Consider the following 13,333-nt stretch of genomic DNA (forward strand, 5'->3'; position numbering starts at 1 on the left):
ACCTTCCTTCATTTCCAAAGAATTTGCAATGATTTCGCACAAAAAACCCGCCCCTTATGAAGGGAACGGGTTTACTTTTTTTAGGTTGTTTTTAGATCAGATTAAGCGTTTGGCTCAATGAGTCCATATTTGCCATCATTTCGGCGATAGACCACATTGGTCAAATTTGTCTCAGCATTTGTGAAGACGAAGAAACTATGACCTAACATGTTCATTTGAAGAATGGCCTCTTCGCTATCCATCGGTTTTAAATTGAATCGTTTTTGTCTGACGATTTCTGTTTCATCAATTTCTTCGTCATCTTGAACAGCTACATCAGCCGTTCCATTTCCTCCAGCAAATAAGTGTTTTTTGGCACCTTGCTCGCGGAATTTACGGTTTACTTTTGTTTTGTGTTTTCGAATTTGACGTTCTAATTTACTGGCTGCTAGGTCTACTGCATTGTACATATCTTCATTATGCACCTCAGCTCGAAGTGCTAGATCAGTCATTGGAATGGTAACCTCAACTTTAGATTCTTGATCATTGTAAAACTTCAAGTTCACGTTGACTGAAGCATCTACGTCTGTTTCAAAATAACGCTCCAGCTTTCCAATTTTTTTCTCGACATGATCTCTTAGTGCAGGTGTTACGTCGATGTTTTCTCCTCTGACATTGTAATTCATGTAAAGAACGCCTCCTTTAAAATTAAGGATATGTAAACCTATTTCTACTTTTCCCTCCTTTTCTCCTGCTCAAACGTAAAAAAAATGTGAATATTCATTGAAATTTGTCGAATTTTGCGGTGCTTCAACTGTTGCTTGATAGGTGATGAATATATATTCGGCTCATTCTTGAAAAAGACCAGCTCACGTTTAAATCGTGAAAGATGAAATGGATGTTTTCAGCGAATGAGATAAGGTTTTTAAATCTTCCGCCGCTGCTTTCATCTCTTCATTTGCCGCCAATGATTCTTCAACAGCAGCAGACATGTACTCCGTCTCTTCTGAATTGCGTTTGGCTCCTTCTTCAATGACCCCAACCGTCTGAGATATTTCCTCTGTACTAGCTGAAATTTGCTCTGCAGTGGCTGAAAGCTCCTCTGCTTTCATCGAAATATCACGAATAGATTCCAGGATTTCATGAAAACTCTGTTCAGACAATTGCGATACTTTCACACCTTCTGCTACATCCTGCTCAACCTTTGTCATCGAGTGTGATGATTTTTCAGTATCTTTGTTCACGTTCGCGAGTAATTGACTAATTTGATCTGTCAGCTGACTAGATTCTTCCGCCAGTTTCCTCACTTCATCTGCTACAACCGCAAAGCCTCTTCCATGTTCTCCTGCTCTTGCCGCTTCAATAGCAGCATTTAAAGCAAGCAAATTCGTTTGGTCAGCAATGGCATGGATATGACCTAACAAATCTTCAATGCCAGTAAACTGGGTTTGTACATGAGCCATTGTGGAATGGTGTTCATTCACAGACGCTTTTATAGAGTTCATTTGTTTTACAAATTGCTGAATAAGTGCTGCACCCTCTTCAGCCTTTTCAGTCACTGAAATTGAGTGACCCGAAACATCGGATGTATGTTCAGCTGCATTTTGCATACCAGTCGAGACTTCTTGAATCGCAGAAGCTACTTTTCCGACCGCGTCTGATTGTTCACGTGAAGCTTCACCGACCTGTTCAATCGAACTAGACGTCTGCTCACTTGCCGATATTGTTTGATGAATGGTTTCCTCAAACTGAGCAGCAGAATCAGCTAATTGTCTTGATCCATTTTGCACCTGTAAAATGAGTTGACGTAAATGAGTCGTCATTTGATTAAAAGCGGTACCGAGTTGGCCAATCTCATTTTTAGAGGTCACTTCAATCTCTTCAAGTGTAAGATCACCATCTGCCATCCTTCTCGCGGCATTTGTGACAGAAACAATCGGCTTTGTCATACGATGAACGAATCTTGTCCCAATCACCAAAAAGCCAACAATAATGACCGCACTGACTAGAATGAGTGTGAATAATAATTTGTTACTGTCTTGATTGAGTTGATTGATTTTCTGGTCACGTTGCTTCAACTGGGTTTGAGCAAATTCTTTTGTAAAGGTATGTATTTCTTGTTCGATAGGCTGTAATTCTTGACTGAGGCGGGTGTTGAATTCTTTTTGATTTTGCATATTCAATGAATTAAATAGTCGGTTCGTTGAGGTGTAGTAAAGATAATTTTTTTCTGAGATTTGATCTAATAGATTTTTTGCTTGTTTGACAGCGCTCATTTTTGAAGCTTCAGTTGTTTTCTTATTAATCTCTTCATATGTTTGCTCAATTTTCTGTAAATTTTCAGCATCTTGCACGACAACATAGGTTTTGATTTGCGCTTCCTGCTTTTGCAAAAGCGCCTCTAATTCCAGTGAGGTCTGATAAAGCTTCACTTCTTTGCTGAGAAGCGTCTTGTAGGATTGATCTGTTTTGTAATAGATAAAGCTTGAGAACCCTAAAATACTGACAAACAATACACATATGACAATAAGCCCAAACAAAAATTGATTTTTTAGTCTCATAATTTCCTCCGAATGGTCTGAATTGAACAAAAATTAATGAATGACATACGGCCTCATACAGGCATGTATTTCATCCATCCACTTTCTATATTCAGGTATAAAATATGATGTAAGGAATGATTGGAAGTGTATTGAAGGGAATGTATAGAAAGCTAGTATATCAAAACTTAAAAAAATTTGATCAAACGAACGAATCGTTTTGGCAAAGTGCTCATTTTCTATAATTGAAAGCAGAAGGGGATGTGTTGTCTCTAAATGAAAGAAGGCATGGATCAGATCATTAAAGATCCGATCCCCTTCAGTTTTAGCAAAATCCTTCTCAATTTCATCTAAATATTTTAGACTCTCTTCTATCGTATATAGAAGTTCATAATATGTGGTTAATAAAATATAGTCATCTGAACGATACGCCACAGGTCTCACCTAATTATTTCCGTTTATCGTAATATACGCCGTCACTCGTCATAGGCTGGTATGGATTTTGATAATTCAGCTGTTTTGTTTTCTTTCTATGAATGGCTTGAATATCTGCTCTTATCCCATTTTGGATCACAGTTAATTGCTTCGCCATCTGTTGATCTGTTTGGATGATTTCTTTGATTTTCTCTTTTTCTTGATCCGTCAGCTCATGCTGAATATCTCTCATTAATTCGTCTCTCTCAATTAAAAAGGCATCAAAATCTTCAACCAAGGTGTCACTTTGTGGATTTGCCGCTATTTCGGCTGCCATTTTTAATGTTCGGTCATACAGCTGGTCCACAATACTCATAGAGATCCCCCGATAGAGTGGTGGCGCCCTTTTCGATCGGTTTGAATAACTTCCTTCCATGCATCACGAAAATCAGTTACGTATTGCTCTACTTCATTCAACATCTCTTCGTCATTTTGAAGATTGGCTTCAATCAGTCTGCGATAAATGTAATCATACATACTTGCCATACTCTTTGATACGTCATAAGAACGATTTAAGGTAACATTTAATTCTTGAATGATGTTTTGAGCCTTTTTCAGGTTCACATTTCTCGTTTCTGCATCCTCTTTTTGAATGGCATACTTCGCTAGTCTAATGAACTTTAAGCAGCCTTCATAAAGCATAAGCGTCAACTCGGCAGGTGTTGCAGTCTCAATAGAATTTTTCTGATAGGCGGCATAAGGGTTCTGTATTGCCATATGTTATAAACCTCCAATTATTGTCCAAGCAGTTGAGAAAGATAGCCAGATTGGTTGTTTAGCTTTTGAATCGCGCTATCCATGGCGTTAAACTTTTTGTAGTAGCGGGTTTCAACCATTTTTAAACGATCTTGGAATGTATCCATTCGTTTTGTTAAAGAATCAAGGTCCTTACCAAGTCCGTATTCCTTTAATTGCATTGTTGTGCTGCCAGCTTTAGTTTGAATGCTCTTCGTGAAGGCTGATAAGGAATTTTTGATACGATGAATGATTCCTTGTTCTTGATATTGCTGCTGCGCTTTATCTTTATCTTTTGAATCCACATTTAGCGAACCTGACATAAATATTTGACTGATCTTCTGTGGGTCTTCTTCAATGGCTTTTCTTAGTTTCGGTTCATCAATGACAAGCTTTCCGCCATCTTTATATTTATCTGAAGTGGTAATTCCGATTTGTGTCATGTGAATTCTATTCCCATCACTTGTCGTAATATCAGCATAAAAATCACTTCTTATTTTAGAGGCACCACCTCGTAAAATGGAATCACTTCTCAGCAAGCCAGACTTCGCTGTCGTTTCCCATAGCTCCACTTCTTTGTCAGACATTGCTTTTTTCTCTTCAGCTGTTAAAGGATGATAGTCCCTATTTCTTTTTTCATTGACTTTGCCATTGACCTGCTCAACAAGTTCATTGTATTTATCAACAAATTGTTTAATTTTATCAAAGATTGTATCGACATCTGTTGAAACGTTTAAGCTGACAGGCTTATCGGTTGTCCCTTTAAGCTCGTACGTAATACCAGCTTGCTCAAATGTATTGTTGTTATTTTCCATTTTCAGACCATTAATCTCGTATTGTGCTTTTTGCCCTTGAGTGGTCGCAACTAATTTGTTATCTCCATCCACTTGGAAGCCTAATTGAGTGAAGAATGAAGCTGAATTACCATCAGCTGCTTTAATACTGACACCTTCTCCCGTTGTCCGTGAAGTGAGAGCGACCGTATCGACATAGTTTGATCCGTCAAAGATCTGTCCTTTGTAAGCCGTCACACCTAATTGCGAGTTGTTCAGCTTTTTCACGATGTCATCAATTGTATCGGTATCAGAAGTATTGATCGTCACCGTTTTCGGTTTTGTCGAATCTGGTGTCGTCACTTCGAATGTAAACGTGCCATTTGTTGGTGTAAATCCAGATGTACCAGATGATCTGAAGACGGAAGCTGTCGCTAATTGGGTGACATTGATTGAGCCAGAGGCAGCATTTGTTGATCCAGTTGCTGTGACAGCAGATTCATTTGAGCTTGTCACCTTTTTTGCGCCATATGTACTTGGACGCGTTAAGTTTAAACTGTTGATCAAATCATCTAATTCTTTGACTTTCGAGTTCACCTCGCGATAGCTGTCTCTTTGCCATTCAAGTGTTTGTTTCTGGCGTGTCATTTTATCAAGTGGTGCTTGCTCAGTTTTCATTAGCTTTGATACGATTTCATCAATATCAAACACATTTGAAAATCCAGTAATTCGATTGACCATTTTTTATGTTCTCCCTTCACTTACATTCTTTTATCTACAAATAAACCGACAATTTCTGTCATTGCCGCATAGAAATCAAGCCATTCCTTGGAAGGAATTTCTCTAATGACTTCTTCTGTTTGGTTATCTACGACTTTGACATAATATTCATTGAGTTTTTCATGTAATTCAAATTGCAGATGAAATTGAGTGGGTTCAATCAGCTTGTTTGCTCCTTGAAGCGTTTTTTCAATTTCTTCTTTTGAAACGACCTTGCCATTTGCTTGTAAATCAGAGTTTACATTGTCATTCTGGTTATTAGAAACACGGGTTTGAAATGCATCGATAATTGGCTCTAGCGATGTCAACTTACCAACAGACATAGTTATTCAGCTCCTGTGCTTTAATCTATCTTTTATATCGGCTTTGAATTTTCAAATTAAATATAGATGGACCGATTTGTTAAAGTTTCATATAGATGGTGAACATCCACACAGAAACGTGGAGAAGGATAGCTGAATCAGATAAAAAAATCCTCACTTTTTTTGTGAGGATAATTGAGAGAGGAGATCTACAGATAAACTCGCAGCACGACTGTTCTCTTCTTGAATAGACAGGTACACTTCTTTTCTATGAATATCAATGTGCTTAGGAGCCTCAATCCCGATTTTCACTTGATCGCCTTCGATTGAAATAATCTTGACTTCAATATCATCGCCAATTTGAATCGACTGGTTTAATTTACGCGAGAGAACTAACATGAGGATGCCACCTCTAACAAATGTTTTGTATGATAGGCTGAATCATGCAAAATCACCTGCTTGGCTTTCATGTTTTTCCGGTTCACAATAATAGGCGCTCTTAAATTGGCTGTCGTTTTTTCAATAGAAGATTCCATTGTTAAGATCACCATGACTTCCACATCATTGGCATCTTCTACTTCTAGAATATCTACGACCGTTTCGTCTAGATCGAATTCATATTGATTGAAGAATAAAAACGGACTGCTGACAATAAAGCCTAACTCTGCGTTTTTCAATGATTGAAGAACTAAAAATGGAGACTCTTCTGATAAAGGTAAAATGACAAACTGTTGTTGATCTAGAAATCCTGGTATTCCATTAGAGAAGTTGATGATTTGCTCCTCTTTGATTGTCATTTCACCATGATATTTTGTTTGAATGATCATAATTCACGACCTTTTTCATTTTTCTTAACTATACCTTATCACCATTTTGGCCCGTTTCGTCAACTTCTATTTTTAAATCTGGGTATTGTAACATATCAATATTGACCTTACCTGGCTGGTAGTTAACGATTGGTTTATGAGGCGTTGCCTCTATAATAGCTTTTTGAGGCTCCACATCAATTTGAAGCTCAGATGGCTGATAGTGAATTTTGACACTAAAGAATGAAGGGATCACACCAATGGTGAATTGTTTGGCTGGAGGGGTGCCATTGATTTTGGCAAACTCGGCAATTGCATTCCCACCATTCTCGATCTTGATGAGTTCACTGCCTTCTTCCGCTCTTCGGCCCATTCCCTCTCCAACAGCACGTTTCCCCTCAGCTGCCCATTCCTCAGATCGTCTAAAAATCGACTTGATATCCATATCGGCAAATGCTTCGGTTTGATCTATTGTTAATTTTGACGGTGTCCTTGTCATATTCATGACGGCTCTGGGCTGCTGAATCTCAAGGTCTGCTCTTGGCTGCTCTACTTCTTGCCGAGAAGGAGTTGTCGACATTTGCAGCTTTGCATAGGTTTGTTGCATTAACAATCTAGGGATTTGCATATAGGTACACCTCCATGATGCAAAAAAGCACCCAACGGATGCTTTTTATTATCTTAAGAAATCGACAAGGGATGGCTGAATAACTTTAGCCGTCGTTGCTAAAGCAGCTCTATTCACAACCTCTTGTTGAAGAAGATCAATAATTGCTTTTTCACTTTCTACATCTTCATTATCTGATTTGGCATTTTTCAGTACTTCGAATTGTGAAGTCAAGCGACTGCCTACTAAGTCAACACGATTTGAACGGGCTCCTAGGTCCGAGCGCTCAGCACTCATCACTTCTTTAAACTGATCGATACTTCCTAACGCATCATCAGAATTTGCGAACGTTCCATTTTTCAATGAGTTTTCTAAATCCGTCAGCATTTCAATGACATTTTGACCGCTGGCAGACTGTCCACCAAACGCTGAAATTGGATTTGAGTTCACATTTAAAGTGATACCATCAGAAATGTTCGACTTAACGGCATTTGCATCTGTATAGTTTTCAAAGTTAAACGTAAACGTACCATCTGCGTTCTCGACAACTGGTTTGACATTTGTATTCGTTCCATTAAATACGAATTTACCTAACATCTGAGTGTTCATTGCGTCAATGATTTGTTTCTTCATCTGGCCAATTTCCACTCCGATAGCTGCTAAATCTTCTGGCTGCTTTGTTCCGTTAGCCGCATCAAGCACTTTATCTCGTACATTTGACATAATATCAATGATTTCAGTGACACTTGTTTCAGATGTATCAATCCAGTTTTGTGCTTCATTTAAGTTTTTTTGATATTGTTCATTTCGAAACATTGCTGTGCTATATTGAAGGCTTTTTACTGCTGCAACGGGATCATCAGACGTTTTTGTGAAACGTCTCCCTGTTTGTGCTTGCTCATTTATTTTAGAAAGTTTTTCATAACTTTTACTAATATTACGAAGTGAGTTTTGAGAAATCATACCTTGTGTGACTCGCATCAGCTATACCTACCTTCCTACGACACCCATGCCGTTTATTACTTTATCCAATATTTCATCTTGTAATGTCACAACTCTCGCAGCTGCATTATATGCATGCTGAAATTGGATCATATTCGTCATTTCTTCATCAATGGAAACAGCACTCGTCGACATTCTACGTTCATTGGCTGAATTGACAAGAGCGGCTGAACTGCTTTCTAGCGTCATGTTCTTTTTCCCTTGAATCCCCATCTCAGCAATGACATTTTGGTAGTAATCCTGGATCGTCGTTGTATTGCCGCCGATTGGTAACTTTAAGTCTTGTATATTTGCTAATTTTGTAGCATTCGAACCGTCACCTTTTGTTTGATTGAGAGATGCTGCAATATTATCTGTTGATGCTAAAATGACATCACTCACTTTGATACGAGCTGCTAAGCCTTTATTCAATTCATTGTTATTCTCAATATCAAAGAAGTCTTGTCCACTTGTGCCATTTAACGTGTACCCCTGCTTATGCACATCGTTAAATGTATCCATAAATACTTGTGCTACTTCATCCAGCTCTGCAAGCATATCCGGATACATGCCTTTTTCAGCACCATTTGACATGTAACCATAAGCCTCAACAAGTGCTTTTACTTTACCATTCACTTGAAGCTGATCTGCTGCAATGGTTGTTGTTCCGAATTGAAGTGAGTTAACAAGTCCCGTTGTGTTATCATAGGAGATTTGCAGTTCAGATTTTTCGCTCGTAATGCCATTCAAAATCGTTCCAGCAGATTGTCCATTTGCACCGATAATGTCGATGTTGACAGTTCCTTCAGCAATTTTGAGTGCATTCCCGCCAGATGGATTATAGCTCACTTTAATATCAACAAGTGAGGATAATTGATCTACCAACGCATCACGCGTATCATATAGATCATTTGGAAGATACCCGTTTGGTTCAACTGCTGCAATTTGTTTGTTCACTTCATCTATTTGAGATAAAATCGTGTTCACATTTTTGGCTGTTGAATCGAGTTCTGTTTTTAAATTCTTTTGTATCGTTGTTAAAGACGAATTAAGTAGACGGAATTGATCTACTAAAGCCTGTGCACTTGTTTTAACAACTGTACGCGCAGACGCTGTATCGGCATTTTTTGTTTCGGATAGGACCTGTAATGATTTCCAAAGGTTATCAAAAGCTCTGTTTAAGCCTTCATCCGTCAAATCATTCATAACTCCCTCCATTTGCGAAAGGGCATCAGATTTTGTTGAGTAGTAAGACAAGTTATTGTTATGATCTCTGAATTGCAGATCTAAAAAGCTGTCTCGAATTCTTTCAACGGTTCCAACTTGAACTCCTGTCCCCATTTGGCCATACGTCTTGCCGTCATAAACTGAAATGACTGGATAAGGATTATCTGCTTTAAAGGTAACTCTTTGTCTTGAGTAGCCATCCGTATTTGCATTGGACACGTTGTTTGATGTGACATAAAGCCCTGCACGCTGGGCTGTGATTCCTCTTTTTGCCGTTTCTAGACCCATGAATGTAGAACCCATTGGTATCCTCCTTGTTTACGCCTTTGAATCAAACAAAGCCCTCTGCTGTTTAGGCTTTGAACTCTCAAGACCATTTTGTCCGTAATTCATATTTTCTTTATTAGGGTTAACGAGATCGAATGTCAGTGAAATAAATTGAAGCGACTGCTGAATGAGCTGTTTGTTCAGTTCATTTACATCTTTCAGTTCCACCATGATGTCATTTAATTTGTCATATAACGAAATGAGCTCTTCTTGATCCGAACCTTCAGCCTTTTCGATACACGCGGTGATGGTTGGCGGTTCATCACTTTGTAAAAATTGAACTGTGGCTTCAATTCGTTTTTCTTCTAATTGAGAAATGGCTTGAATATATTTTTGCTCTAAATTCAGAACCTCTGAAAGAGCATCAATCTCATTGCTTTTCAGCATTTCTGTTTTATCCTTCGACAGCTTCAAAAGCTGTTCATGCAATCCATAGAGACGATGCAGCTCTTCAATGATTATTTTAACTGACATTCACGCTACTCCCTTTTGTTATTGTTGTTTATAAAAATTCAGCATTTTATCAGCAATGCCTTTTGTATCTACTTGATATGTTCCGGCTTCAATGCTTTTTTTAATTTGGTCTATTTTATCTTGGCGTTCTTTCATGATATTCGGCACCTTTTGCATTTCGATTGCCTTTTTAGAAATTTCGACTTTATCAGTTGATTTTGCTTGATTTGATTGCAACGTTTGTTTCTCATATGTTTTCTTGTAAGGATTTACTGGTTGTGTTCCATATCGATTAATTTTCACGGGATTCCTCTCGCTTTCCGTTACAGTCTGTCTTGATTCTATCCATTTTATCGACCAAACTGCAACTTAGTTTAGGGAATCAATCGTTTTTAGGATTAATGGCATAATAGGTGTCTTTTTTCCTAGATTCAATCTCCCTTTTACGCTCTTCTTCTTGATTCATTTGACTCATTTGCGAATGAATATCCTGTTCACATTGGCTGCACAGCTTGTTTTTTCTGATCGGTTGGCCACATCTTTCACAAGGATAGTTGATATTCGGAAATTGACTAATTTGAAGTCTTTTCAAACGGATAAATTTCAAGATTAATTCTTCAGCAACTTCTGTTGCATCTACTATTTCAGCAATGGTTGATTGTCTATTACTTTGCTTTCGCAAGAATTTATAAACGATATCAAAAGAACGTTCTTCTTCTTCGAAGCATTTGTTACAAACCGTTTGGATGGTGGTTTTTAAAAATAGCTGATTACATTGTGGACAGTTTGCCAATTGATTCATAACCAAAACCCCTTACGTTATTTTCTCTTCTTATTATCGGTTAATTATCCTGAATTTTAACTACGGATCAACGTAAAAGAGGAAACACTTTTGGCACCTGCTTCTTTTAAAATTCTTGCCGCATCATAAATGGTGGCCCCCGTTGTATAGATGTCGTCAATTAAGATAACATCCCTTTGAACGATCGCATCTGTCTGCTTGATTTGAAACATTCTTTTTTGATCTAAACGTTCATTTTTCTTTTTCTTAGACTGCTTGCTTTGATGTATTTTCACAAGCGGCTGCAGGATCGGCTGACCAATCAAGGAAGCAAGTATGACTGACTGATTAAACCCTCTTTCCTTTAGCCTTTCTTTACTTAAAGGAATCGGGATCAGCACAGGTTCTTTAATTGAAAAGGAGCGCTTAAATACTGCTTGGACATCTTGTTTAAAAAGCTCAGCTAAAGCTGTATCACCTCGAAATTTAAAGCGGGAAAGGACATCTTTCATCAAATCGTTGTAAGCATAAACAGACCTATTTTTCACAAGTACTGTAGTAGAATCAGGGCGTTCTTTCCACCTGGAACAGTCTTGACATAATTGATCATTCGACTGTGCTCTCCCACAAGCTGGACAAATCGGGCGTTGAATTTTTTCTAGGTGATGCTTACATGCTATACATAGATGATCATCATTTAATAGAAGTAATGATTTCCATGTAAAAGCAGCGACAAAATGCCCCTCACAAATTAGGCAGATCAATTGTTATCCTTATTTATCGGCAGACGATTTTCGCATCTTGGAAATGTGGTGACCTTTGAAGCAGCTTCTGTCAGAATGACCAGCATGGCCGTATTCTTCTGTTTATCCACCATCTCGGATTTACTGTAAGATATTTTATCGATATCTGTTATATACTGAGGCTTCACTTGATTTAGTGAAATCGCTAATACATCTTCTATACACTTTTCACAGTGACAAATCATGTTTAATTGGTTGAGATATTGATAGAGGATTTCCTTGAGTAGTATTTCTTTTGCATTGAGTAGCATATTTGTCTCTCCTGCCATTTGTGTATTGTGAATATAAATGTACCATGAAATTTAGTTGGACCCACATTATTTTTCAGAAAACTCTTTTGCAGCTGTATCATTCATTTTTACGATATGCTTCTTTGCTTGTTTCATACTTCTCGTTAAACCAAAATGAAAAAAGATAACATCTCCTTTAAAAAAATCGGGATGTCTACCTGCTCTACCAGAAATCTGAACAAGTGCACTCTCTGTAAAGATAGTAGATTCCGCACCTAGTACCCCCACTTGAACATTTGGAATGGTAACGCCTCTTTCTAGAATGGTGGTTGTAACTAGTACATCGTATTTATAATCTCTGAAGTGCTGGACCTTTTGTTTCCTGTCTGGATCATCAGCAGACACCCCCTCCACATTTAAGCGGTGTTCTCTAAGGACCTTCGTTATCTTCTTCATGGTCGAAATAGAAGGAACAAAAAGTAAAATCCTTCTCTTCTTTGTGATATGTTTCTGCATCCAATTCATTACTTTAGGTGGGAGCTGGTTCTTTTTTAATTTCTTCTTCCAATGTCCAATCCATTGAAAGGACGGGACAGGTAACGGTTGTTGGTGAAAGCGCAGAGGAATTTTTATGGCTTCTAGTTGTCCACGAGATACATCTCTTTTCATTTTCTTAGAGGGCGTCGCACTTAAATAAACCCTAACCCCTTTCTTTCTCATTGCCTTTAAAACAGCAAATTGGAGACGTTCATCGATTGAATAAGGAAAGGCGTCGACTTCATCTATAATAAGCACATCAAATGCAAGTTTGTATCTCATCAACTGATGAGTTGTGGCGATCACTAGCGGTGCTATTTGGAACCTTTGAGGACTTCCTCCATAAAGAACAGCTATTTTCATTCCTTGAAATGCTTTTTTAAGCCGCGGCTCTAGTTCAAGGACAACATCTGTTCTAGGTGTCGCAATGCAGACGCTCATTCCTTGATGTAAGGCATATTCAATTCCGTGAAAAAGCACCTCTGTTTTCCCTGCCCCGCAAACTGCCCAAATGAGTAGATCAAATTTGTTTTTTATCGCTTCGATCAATTTTTCTGACGCCCTTTTTTGTCCTTTAGACAGGTTTCCCTGCCATGTTAATTCCGTATGACATGTTTCTTCCATTTGTGGACCCGTCCATTCATAAAGAAAGCCACATTCCGTTGTTTTCCCCATCATGATGCATGATCTACAGTACACACAATCTTTTTGACACATGTCACACGGAGTGTGGGCAAAGTACCGCTTTTTTGATACACCACATCTACAGCAAGTAAGACCATTTGCTTTCCTCTCAATAGCAGGTGTTCGGATGACTAACCCTTTCTCCTCCAGCCAATCCAAATCGGACTGTGAGCATCTTGTTTCAGCGGTAAGCAGGTGGCGTGACTGCAGTTGCTGCCTTAGTTCCATTGCTTTGTCCATGTTCAATTTCACCAAACACCTTTCAACTGATGTTTGCCTATTATGCGCAAAGACATGACCTTTCGTCCAACAGC

At 38.4% G+C, this 13,333-nt stretch carries 18 protein-coding genes; all 18 read right to left on the bottom strand.

The annotated features are described in order from the left end of the window. Positions 1-101: 101 nt before the first annotated feature. The 18 genes from hpf to C6344_RS11925 all read right to left on the bottom strand — a co-directional run bounded on the left by hpf (position 102) and on the right by C6344_RS11925 (position 13,265). Positions 102-665 (bottom strand): ribosome hibernation-promoting factor, HPF/YfiA family, encoded by a 564-nt coding sequence (hpf, locus tag C6344_RS11840; RefSeq protein ID WP_003213481.1) that lies wholly within the window; start codon positions 663-665, stop codon positions 102-104. A gap of 189 nt (positions 666-854) precedes the next feature. Continuing rightward, complete coding sequence (locus C6344_RS11845; RefSeq protein ID WP_066031685.1) at positions 855-2,540, bottom strand: methyl-accepting chemotaxis protein; 1,686 nt, start codon at positions 2,538-2,540, stop codon at positions 855-857. Positions 2,541-2,573: 33 nt separating this feature from the next. Continuing rightward, positions 2,574-2,954: a DUF8042 domain-containing protein gene (locus C6344_RS11850; RefSeq protein ID WP_034660137.1), complete on the bottom strand. Its 381-nt coding sequence runs from the start codon at positions 2,952-2,954 to the stop codon at positions 2,574-2,576. Positions 2,955-2,967: 13 nt separating this feature from the next. Next, positions 2,968-3,309, bottom strand: a complete 342-nt coding sequence (gene fliT / locus C6344_RS11855; RefSeq protein WP_066031684.1) for a flagella biosynthesis regulatory protein FliT — start codon at positions 3,307-3,309, stop codon at positions 2,968-2,970. After that, complete coding sequence (gene fliS, locus C6344_RS11860; protein ID WP_058013567.1) at positions 3,306-3,710, bottom strand: flagellar export chaperone FliS; 405 nt, start codon at positions 3,708-3,710, stop codon at positions 3,306-3,308. The genes fliT and fliS overlap by 4 nt, the downstream gene beginning before the upstream one ends. Positions 3,711-3,727: 17 nt before the next feature. After that, on the bottom strand, positions 3,728-5,242 hold the full coding sequence (locus tag C6344_RS11865) for a flagellar hook-associated protein 2 (RefSeq protein WP_106048174.1): 1,515 nt from the start codon (positions 5,240-5,242) through the stop codon (positions 3,728-3,730). 20 nt (positions 5,243-5,262) lie between these two features. Then, the gene (flaG, locus tag C6344_RS11870) at positions 5,263-5,604 is read right to left on the bottom strand and encodes a flagellar protein FlaG (RefSeq protein WP_060597391.1); all 342 of its coding nucleotides are present in this window, start codon (positions 5,602-5,604) and stop codon (positions 5,263-5,265) included. A gap of 153 nt (positions 5,605-5,757) precedes the next feature. Beyond that, entirely contained in the window at positions 5,758-5,982 is a 225-nt protein-coding gene (gene csrA / locus C6344_RS11875) for a carbon storage regulator CsrA (RefSeq protein ID WP_003212955.1), read from the bottom strand. Continuing rightward, a complete protein-coding gene (gene fliW / locus C6344_RS11880; RefSeq protein WP_034660142.1) occupies positions 5,976-6,410 on the bottom strand; it encodes a flagellar assembly protein FliW in 435 nt (144 codons plus the stop codon). Before fliW ends, csrA begins: the two co-directional genes overlap by 7 nt. Before the next feature lie 28 nt (positions 6,411-6,438). Continuing rightward, on the bottom strand, positions 6,439-7,017 hold the full coding sequence (locus tag C6344_RS11885; protein WP_034660143.1) for a DUF6470 family protein: 579 nt from the start codon (positions 7,015-7,017) through the stop codon (positions 6,439-6,441). A gap of 48 nt (positions 7,018-7,065) precedes the next feature. Next, positions 7,066-7,977: a flagellar hook-associated protein FlgL gene (flgL, locus tag C6344_RS11890; protein ID WP_066031682.1), complete on the bottom strand. Its 912-nt coding sequence runs from the start codon at positions 7,975-7,977 to the stop codon at positions 7,066-7,068. 9 nt (positions 7,978-7,986) lie between these two features. Further along, complete coding sequence (gene flgK, locus C6344_RS11895; RefSeq protein ID WP_060597394.1) at positions 7,987-9,507, bottom strand: flagellar hook-associated protein FlgK; 1,521 nt, start codon at positions 9,505-9,507, stop codon at positions 7,987-7,989. A gap of 15 nt (positions 9,508-9,522) precedes the next feature. Further along, complete coding sequence (locus C6344_RS11900) at positions 9,523-10,005, bottom strand: flagellar protein FlgN (protein ID WP_034660146.1); 483 nt, start codon at positions 10,003-10,005, stop codon at positions 9,523-9,525. 18 nt (positions 10,006-10,023) lie between these two features. Continuing rightward, positions 10,024-10,287, bottom strand: coding sequence for a flagellar biosynthesis anti-sigma factor FlgM (gene flgM, locus C6344_RS11905; protein WP_003213252.1), 264 nt, complete (start codon positions 10,285-10,287; stop codon positions 10,024-10,026). A gap of 79 nt (positions 10,288-10,366) precedes the next feature. Further along, positions 10,367-10,786 carry a TIGR03826 family flagellar region protein gene (locus tag C6344_RS11910; RefSeq protein WP_060597396.1) on the bottom strand — a complete coding sequence of 140 codons (420 nt, stop codon included), beginning with the start codon at positions 10,784-10,786 and terminating at the stop codon, positions 10,367-10,369. A gap of 56 nt (positions 10,787-10,842) precedes the next feature. Next, a complete protein-coding gene (locus tag C6344_RS18865) occupies positions 10,843-11,529 on the bottom strand; it encodes a ComFC family protein (RefSeq protein WP_189288297.1) in 687 nt (228 codons plus the stop codon). Beyond that, positions 11,526-11,819, bottom strand: a complete 294-nt coding sequence (comFB, locus tag C6344_RS11920; protein WP_060597398.1) for a late competence protein ComFB — start codon at positions 11,817-11,819, stop codon at positions 11,526-11,528. Before comFB ends, C6344_RS18865 begins: the two co-directional genes overlap by 4 nt. 66 nt (positions 11,820-11,885) lie before the next feature. Then, on the bottom strand, positions 11,886-13,265 hold the full coding sequence (locus C6344_RS11925; RefSeq protein ID WP_142393514.1) for an ATP-dependent helicase ComFA: 1,380 nt from the start codon (positions 13,263-13,265) through the stop codon (positions 11,886-11,888). Positions 13,266-13,333 lie beyond the last annotated feature (68 nt).

Source organism: Bacillus sp. GBSW19 (assembly GCF_002998655.1).
Classification (GTDB): Bacteria; Bacillota; Bacilli; order Bacillales; family Bacillaceae; genus Bacillus.

Coding starts and splice junctions, on each gene's coding strand:
- csrA (WP_003212955.1), bottom strand. CDS start 5,982: ATGTTAGTTCTCTCGCGTAAATTAAACCAGTCGATTCAAATTGGCGAT.
- C6344_RS11900 (WP_034660146.1), bottom strand. CDS start 10,005: ATGTCAGTTAAAATAATCATTGAAGAGCTGCATCGTCTCTATGGATTG.
- C6344_RS11910 (WP_060597396.1), bottom strand. CDS start 10,786: ATGAATCAATTGGCAAACTGTCCACAATGTAATCAGCTATTTTTAAAA.
- flaG (WP_060597391.1), bottom strand. CDS start 5,604: ATGTCTGTTGGTAAGTTGACATCGCTAGAGCCAATTATCGATGCATTT.
- flgL (WP_066031682.1), bottom strand. CDS start 7,977: ATGCGAGTCACACAAGGTATGATTTCTCAAAACTCACTTCGTAATATT.
- comFB (WP_060597398.1), bottom strand. CDS start 11,819: ATGCTACTCAATGCAAAAGAAATACTACTCAAGGAAATCCTCTATCAA.
- fliT (WP_066031684.1), bottom strand. CDS start 3,309: ATGAGTATTGTGGACCAGCTGTATGACCGAACATTAAAAATGGCAGCC.
- C6344_RS11885 (WP_034660143.1), bottom strand. CDS start 7,017: ATGCAAATCCCTAGATTGTTAATGCAACAAACCTATGCAAAGCTGCAA.
- flgK (WP_060597394.1), bottom strand. CDS start 9,507: ATGGGTTCTACATTCATGGGTCTAGAAACGGCAAAAAGAGGAATCACA.
- hpf (WP_003213481.1), bottom strand. CDS start 665: ATGAATTACAATGTCAGAGGAGAAAACATCGACGTAACACCTGCACTA.
- C6344_RS11865 (WP_106048174.1), bottom strand. CDS start 5,242: ATGGTCAATCGAATTACTGGATTTTCAAATGTGTTTGATATTGATGAA.
- fliS (WP_058013567.1), bottom strand. CDS start 3,710: ATGGCAATACAGAACCCTTATGCCGCCTATCAGAAAAATTCTATTGAG.
- fliW (WP_034660142.1), bottom strand. CDS start 6,410: ATGATCATTCAAACAAAATATCATGGTGAAATGACAATCAAAGAGGAG.
- C6344_RS11845 (WP_066031685.1), bottom strand. CDS start 2,540: ATGAGACTAAAAAATCAATTTTTGTTTGGGCTTATTGTCATATGTGTA.